Consider the following 6,469-nt stretch of genomic DNA (forward strand, 5'->3'; position numbering starts at 1 on the left):
CATGAGACTACGACGATTGATGGGTGTAGCCGATCAGATCGTAGCTTCTAGATTTAGTTCCATCGATTTAAGCAACAAAGCCATTCTTCCATAACATGACGCAGCTTTTTACCTTGTTGTTTTGATTATTTAATTTCAGACAAACCATAAAACCTTCAATAACAATCACTCTAGTCTTACCATCAAAATAAACACTTGATAACGTCGTTGGTTATACTGAGTATGAATCACTCACCATATACTCATCACCGCGACTCGCCCCCCGCACCACAAATAATCATGTGCACACCAATAGATACACTTTTACGCGCATTAAAATGTAAAACAAAACATTTTTATGCGCATCAAAATGTTTAAACTTGCATTTTATCGCGCATTTTTATGTAATAAGCATCGAACATGAAATCGCTATCACTAAGGTGGCTAGATGAAACGAACACTGCTTGAAAACCTATTCACCTGGAAAGGCAAGCCAACCAGGAAGCCTCTACTGATTGACGGAGCTAGACAAACTGGCAAAACATTCTTATTGCAGGAGCTATTAGGAAGTACATTCGAAAATGTCCTAAGGATCGATTTTTTAGAGAGTCCTGAGTTAATGGAAGCTTTTGCTGGATCTTTAAATCCTGATGACATCATCACCAATATTGAACTCTTAACAGGGCAAACCTTCGAACCATCTACAGATCTACTTATTTTAGATGAAATTGGTGAGTGTCCTAGAGCGGTTACCGCACTTAAATACTTTGCAGAAAAGGCTCCCAAAGCTTATGTTGCTGCAAGTGGTTCCAATATTGGATTGCTCACCTCCTTCCCTGTTGGAAAAGTTGAACAGCACAACTTAAGGCCACTGACTTTCAGGGAGTTTTTGTGGGCATCTGGAGAGAAAGCTCTTCAAAAAGCGTTTGACCAAAAGCTGAGTTCTTCTGCGGCTCATTCCAAGTTAATCGAATTGCTAACTGATTATTACTTCGTTGGCGGCATGCCTGAAGCCGTAAACTCATGGTTCGCAAACTCTCAACTCAGTATCATTGACCGAATTGAAGCCGTCTCTGAAGTCCATCGAAACTTAATTGAGGGCTACATGCGTGATTTCGGAAAATACTCTGGAAAAGTAGATGCACAACTCATCGAGTCTGTATTTAGAAGCATCCCAGCCCAGTTATCTTCGGTATTCGATGACTCCGTTAAACGGTTCAAATTCAAAGGCGTTCACAAACGCAAATCTCGATATGCTGAATATGAAAGTGCGATTACATGGCTTAACAAGTGTCGACTTGCGCTAAAGAATCACCCTATTGAAGGACAACCTCGTTCTCCTTTAGCCGCTTATCAGAAAGAAAATGCAATTAAATTATTTCTCTTTGATGTAGGCCTATTGAACCATATGCTCGGCACGGGTTACCGTGAAATCAAACAGCAAGGCTATGAATACAAGGGATATGTTGCAGAAAACTATGTTCAACAGGAAATCGCCGCACTAGGTATTGAACCAAGCTTCTCTTGGGGAGACGCAAGGGCTGAGATAGAGTTCATCATCGCTGATGACCTAGGCCGTATTGTGCCTGTAGAAGTAAAGAGCGGTAAGCGAACCCGAGCAAAATCATTGCAGTCTTACATCGAAAAATGCAAGCCCCACAAGACGATCAAACTTACAGGCACTCAAGGCTCTCCAGCAACAGAGAAAGAGCACATAGTGATGCCACTTTACTACACTGAATACTTACTTGATCACCTAAGAAATCTAGATAAAAGCTAAGTGAGTAAAAACATACTCATTAATACTGAAGAATCCATGATATGAGCAATATTTGGCTCATATCATTTGAACAAAGTGTTCAAACCTTTTGGTCTAAGAGTTGGTCTGATACAGTCCTCATCTAGTATGCTAAACTCATTGCTCGACAGTAATAAATCACCTGTTGATGAATAACCATTACATGTAGTTTTAAGATTATTTTGCTATGATTAACGCTGGTTTTAATAGCAAAAAGTTATACTTGGACGGGGGTTCAGTTCCTTTTGCAGTAGGAAATTGATGTAACATTTGATGCTACACCAAATTGGTAACACCACGCTAATTAACTGAATTTAAATACATTGAGACTTTGGTTCAACTCCCGCCAGCTCCACCAAACGTTTGGAAAGCGCCAACTCGAAAGGGTTGGCGCTTTTTTGTTGTGCCTATATTTTCAAAAGCAAGCCATTTGACTCAATGACTTTTGCTCATGATCTATCTTATGAATTAAACCAAAAATCGAGATCATCAACGTCATCAGCTAACTCAACTCCGGCTCTGCTAAAGCCAGTTGTATCAGCTGGCGTACCTTTGGGAGATATCGATAGCTCCAAGTCCAGCCCCTCGAGCACCCTAAGCAAAGTCGATAACTTTAAGTCGCTCCCCGCTTCAATGCGCTGGTACTGTTGCTGCTTCATGCCGATTCGCATGTACATATCTTTTTGCTCGATACCTAGCTTTTTACGTTGCTCAATGAGCAACGCTGCAATTTCATCAACATTCTTCACTGCACACCTCAAACAACTCTATCGTTGTAGCAATCACAATAAACAACATATTAGTTGTAAAAAAAAACCTATAACAACTTTAAGGTTGTACGTAGTCCCGCGAACAACTTTAGGGTTGTATTGTTGAGTTAGATACGCGCGTTAGATTCTGAGGAAATATGCTCTATTTAGGTGAAGAATTGGGGTAACCCTAACGAATGGGTACACCGAAAGGTACATCGATAAAAATCAAATCAATATAATTAGCATAAAAACAATAAGTTAATAAGCAAAATTAACTTACACCATAGATTAGCTGTTGGCTTAAGCCGCCACTCATGCGTTATTTTGACTGGTTCCAATTGGAACCACGCTTGGCTCTTTTCCCCTCAGGTTTGCCAATGTCAAATTTAAAATAGTTAATGAGTACATAAGCTTACATTATGCTTATCAAAAAGCCATTATTGCGTAAAACAACACTCATTAATTAAGCATGAATCAGATTATGAGTAATTAACTACTCGCAACCTTTAAGCGAGAGTGTCTTCATATAAACTCTTATTACTATGCTCGAGCGCATTCATACTTCTCTTTGGGTAGAAAACTACTCATTAATTGCAATATGAGTAGTTTATGCGTAAATTAATACGCATTAGTTTATTTTGGAGCAATGGTGATGGAACAACTGACCATTCAGGCATTTATCAATGAACAATGGCTCGATATCGCCATCATTTCGTTTCCTGAAAGTGACCAACACAACTACAAAGTGACCGCTGTTGACTATCTCCAGAGCTATGCCATTGACCATTTTGAAAAAGATGACCTGCACGCGGTCTCCATCAACCACCCTGTCGCTTTTTTCTTTGATGACAACGGAGAGCCAGGTTGGTTGAAGTTTCTCGACGACATCATGCCCAGTGGTGCCAGCAGGAAATACTGGGTTAAACAATTAGAAATTGAAGACCTTCCCACTGCCGAGCAAAACTACGTCTTGTTGAAGCATGGCACCATGTCTCCAGTTGGTAATCTTAGAATCAAAGACTCTCTCCCTGATCGCTTCGAGCTTGCCGATAGTCTCGTCTTCTCAGTGGAAGATGTAAAAAGCCGCGCCAGTGACTTTTTAGATTATGCTCAACAGAGAGGAGCGGCGGCTGGCGGTGCAACAGGTGCAGGAGGAGAAGCACCCAAGCTCCTTCTCCGCGCCGCTATCGAAGATGATCCAAGTAACTGGAAAATATGGATAGACCCTTATCAGGACGACAACAACAATCGGGATTTGCACTATTTAGTCAAATACCCAAGAGGCTCAAGAAGTGACATAGATTGCGATATTCTTCGCGCAGAATTTCTTTACTATCATGAACTTACAGAAATGGGGTTTGACACCATCCCCATCGAACACATGCGTTTGGAAGAAGGCGCAAACTACCCTTCATTGTGGCTTCCTCGTTTTGACATTAGCTATAACTCTCAAGGGAAGGTTGAAAGATTTGGCATGGAGTCGGTCTATTCCATCTTGGGGAAAAGTGCTGGTGTTACCCTAGATCATGAAGAAACCATCAGAGTTCTCATTGATAAAATCACTCAGAGTTACATGGTGACGCATCAAGGGTATCAGTTTGATATTCAGGCATTTGTTATCGAGTGGGTCAAAAGAGACCTTCTTAATATCCTCTTTGGAAATAGCGATAACCATGGGCGTAATACATCGCTCCTCAAAGGAGATGGCTACATCAAACTTGCACCCATTTACGACTTTGCGCCGATGAAAGCAGACCCAGAAGGTATACCAAGAACAACCAAATGGAGGGCACCTTTGGAGGTTGGCGGAACCTATGATTTTGTGGGAATAGCCAACACGTTGTCAGACCTAGTGCCTAGCGAGACCTTACTCGTGGCTCTGCGCGATACAGCAAGCCAATGTACTGATCTCAAGGAAAGACTGGCAGCAAAGGGGGTACCACAAAGTATTCTCGAACTACCAGGCATAGGGTTCAACCATATATCAGACAAACTGACTAAGTGGGGTCTTCTGTGAGCACAAAAAAATCGACACTCAACGAGTCAGCTAAAGCAACCGTTGCTCGCCTTAAAGCTAACCGTATACAGCCTTCTCAAGCACAATTTGATGATAGAGATGTAATGGGAAACGGTGCTTCAAACTCCCCAAAAATCCAAAGGGTTTCAAAGAACAAAACATCTGTTGATGCCGCTGAACGCAAAAATGTCGCCAACAAAATAATCAAGCAATTATTGTTCGGCGAGTTAACTCAAGGGCAAGCCTTGAAAGCCCTTCGGATCAATGTACTTGGACTGAAACAGGATGTGTACGCAAAACTGGTGGATATTTCTCGAAAAACGCTTTCAGACATCGAGAATGACCGAGGCAGTTACAAAACGGACATATTGAACAAGGCATTTAAGCCTTTCGGCTTGAAAGTGGGTTTGCTCCCATCCTCAACCAATGCCTTGAGATCGTTATTACAGAGTGATGGAGCGACGGATTAAAATAGGTCTAGGGCCCTGCGTTAGACTAAGTTGTCATAACAGACCTAGGTGTCCCGTCCTGAATCTCGCTACTTTTGGTTATTGCCTCACACTTATCGTTAAGAAATATCCGCACTAAGGGATACAGCATTGCATATCCCCTCCAAGGGATATAGCTTTAGATATAACGTAGAGGGGATAATCTAAAGAATATCTCTTTAAAAGGATATTTGAGTAAAGGGGGCGGTTGCCATGATTTATAGCCCGCAACAATTAGCAAACCACTTAAAACTGCTTCGCACTAAGCATAAGCTCACCCAAGCAGAGCTTGCTCAGCGTGTTGGATTGAAACAAGCGACGCTGTCCAACTTTGAGAATAACCCCGACACCACCCAACTGAAAACCGTGTTTAAAATCATCCAAGCACTTGGCGTGAGAATGGACATACTCTCGGAAGAACAAACTCCCTCAGCAAAAGCCGATCAAGAGGTGTGGTAATGGAAACTTTGGTGGCCTATATGAATGAGGAACGAATCGGTGAATTCATCAAGCTCGCCAACGGCGCACATGAATTCCAATACGATGCACGATGGATTGAAAGCCCAATAGGCAGGCCACTGTCACTTTCCTTACCGCTTCAATATAAAAAGCACGCATCCAGCAACGTCATCAACTTTTTCGATAACTTGCTACCCGACCTCAGTGAGGTTCGAGATCGTATCGTAGCAAGGTACCAAGCAGAATCACGTCAAGCGTTCGAGCTATTGAAACAGGTAGGTAAAGACAGCGTTGGTGCCATTGCGCTCTACGAGCCCAGTGAAGACAGTCCATCATTCAAGCAACTCGATTATGACATTCTCACCGATGAGCGTTTGGAAAAAGTCCTCAGTGCCTACAAAACCAACATTCCTTTAGGCATGCTCAATGATGAAGTTGATTTCCGTATATCTGTCGCTGGCACGCAAGAAAAAACGCGCTTCTAAAAGTCGGAAACCCAATCTGGTTTTTGGCCATTCGACTTATCAATAAAGTGGCTTCTGTGCTGGTTCAGAGCAAGAGTCCCATCAAGATCTACAATCACAGTTTGTGATAACATATTTACTCACTTAATCTATTGATATGACGATGGGCTTCCAATAAATCATTTCTCATTCGTTTAAATTCATCAAAGTTATATTCAAATGATTCTGTTTTCCCATGTAGTAGCATTCTGCCATCTTCGGTTAATTCAGCCTTCTGATTAGCTAATTTATTTCTCTCTATCTGGACTTGATGCACTAAAGACTGTTCTTTGAGTATTTCATTACCAAGTTCCCCAGTTACACTTTTCAAGGCTTTGTTGCTTAATTCGGTTGGAAGACATGGCAGCCTAAAGTTGTTCGGTTCTTAAGCAATATACTGAGTTTCAGGCATACCCAGTCCTGTAAGCTTGTTCAGCGCTTTGATCATAGCGTAAGTCTCGCCAACCTGAGCA

Annotated in this window: 6 protein-coding genes and 1 pseudogene; 5 read left to right on the forward strand and 2 right to left on the reverse strand. The window is 41.9% G+C overall.

What is annotated here, in order from left to right:
* The first annotated feature begins 427 nt into the window (after nt 1-427).
* Entirely contained in the window at nt 428-1,759 is a 1,332-nt protein-coding gene (locus tag B5D35_RS22115) for an ATP-binding protein (RefSeq protein ID WP_078754604.1), read from the forward strand.
* Nucleotides 1,760-2,238: 479 nt separating this feature from the next.
* Here the strand turns inward: B5D35_RS22115 and B5D35_RS22120 are convergent, their stop codons facing one another.
* Nucleotides 2,239-2,526: a helix-turn-helix domain-containing protein gene (locus tag B5D35_RS22120; protein WP_078754605.1), complete on the reverse strand. Its 288-nt coding sequence runs from the start codon at nt 2,524-2,526 to the stop codon at nt 2,239-2,241.
* 655 nt (nt 2,527-3,181) lie between these two features.
* Here B5D35_RS22120 and B5D35_RS22125 point away from each other — a divergent pair.
* From B5D35_RS22125 to B5D35_RS22140, 4 genes and pseudogenes are all read left to right on the forward strand, one after another.
* A complete protein-coding gene (locus B5D35_RS22125; protein ID WP_078754606.1) occupies nt 3,182-4,546 on the forward strand; it encodes a type II toxin-antitoxin system HipA family toxin in 1,365 nt (454 codons plus the stop codon).
* Nucleotides 4,543-5,016, forward strand: coding sequence for a helix-turn-helix transcriptional regulator (locus B5D35_RS22130; protein WP_078754607.1), 474 nt, complete (start codon nt 4,543-4,545; stop codon nt 5,014-5,016). The genes B5D35_RS22125 and B5D35_RS22130 overlap by 4 nt, the downstream gene beginning before the upstream one ends.
* A 231-nt stretch (nt 5,017-5,247) precedes the next feature.
* Nucleotides 5,248-5,493 carry a type II toxin-antitoxin system antitoxin HipB gene (hipB, locus tag B5D35_RS22135; RefSeq protein ID WP_078754608.1) on the forward strand — a complete coding sequence of 82 codons (246 nt, stop codon included), beginning with the start codon at nt 5,248-5,250 and terminating at the stop codon, nt 5,491-5,493.
* Nucleotides 5,493-5,969: pseudogene (locus B5D35_RS22140) on the forward strand (HipA N-terminal domain-containing protein); the annotation flags it as partial. The gene hipB and the pseudogene B5D35_RS22140, both read left to right, overlap by 1 nt.
* Before the next feature lie 124 nt (nt 5,970-6,093).
* Here the strand turns inward: B5D35_RS22140 and B5D35_RS22145 are convergent.
* Nucleotides 6,094-6,327 (reverse strand): hypothetical protein, encoded by a 234-nt coding sequence (locus tag B5D35_RS22145; protein WP_078754609.1) that lies wholly within the window; start codon nt 6,325-6,327, stop codon nt 6,094-6,096.
* Between the last annotated feature and the right edge of the window lie 142 nt (nt 6,328-6,469).

The sequence above is a fragment of the Enterovibrio nigricans DSM 22720 genome, from assembly GCF_900167155.1.
Classification (GTDB): Bacteria; Pseudomonadota; Gammaproteobacteria; order Enterobacterales; family Vibrionaceae; genus Enterovibrio; species Enterovibrio nigricans.

What these genes read in the sequence shown, in the direction of transcription:
- hipB (WP_078754608.1), top strand. Translation starts at nt 5,248, where the DNA reads ATGATTTATAGCCCGCAACAATTAGCAAACCACTTAAAACTGCTTCGC.
- B5D35_RS22125 (WP_078754606.1), top strand. Translation starts at nt 3,182, where the DNA reads ATGGAACAACTGACCATTCAGGCATTTATCAATGAACAATGGCTCGAT.
- B5D35_RS22115 (WP_078754604.1), top strand. Translation starts at nt 428, where the DNA reads ATGAAACGAACACTGCTTGAAAACCTATTCACCTGGAAAGGCAAGCCA.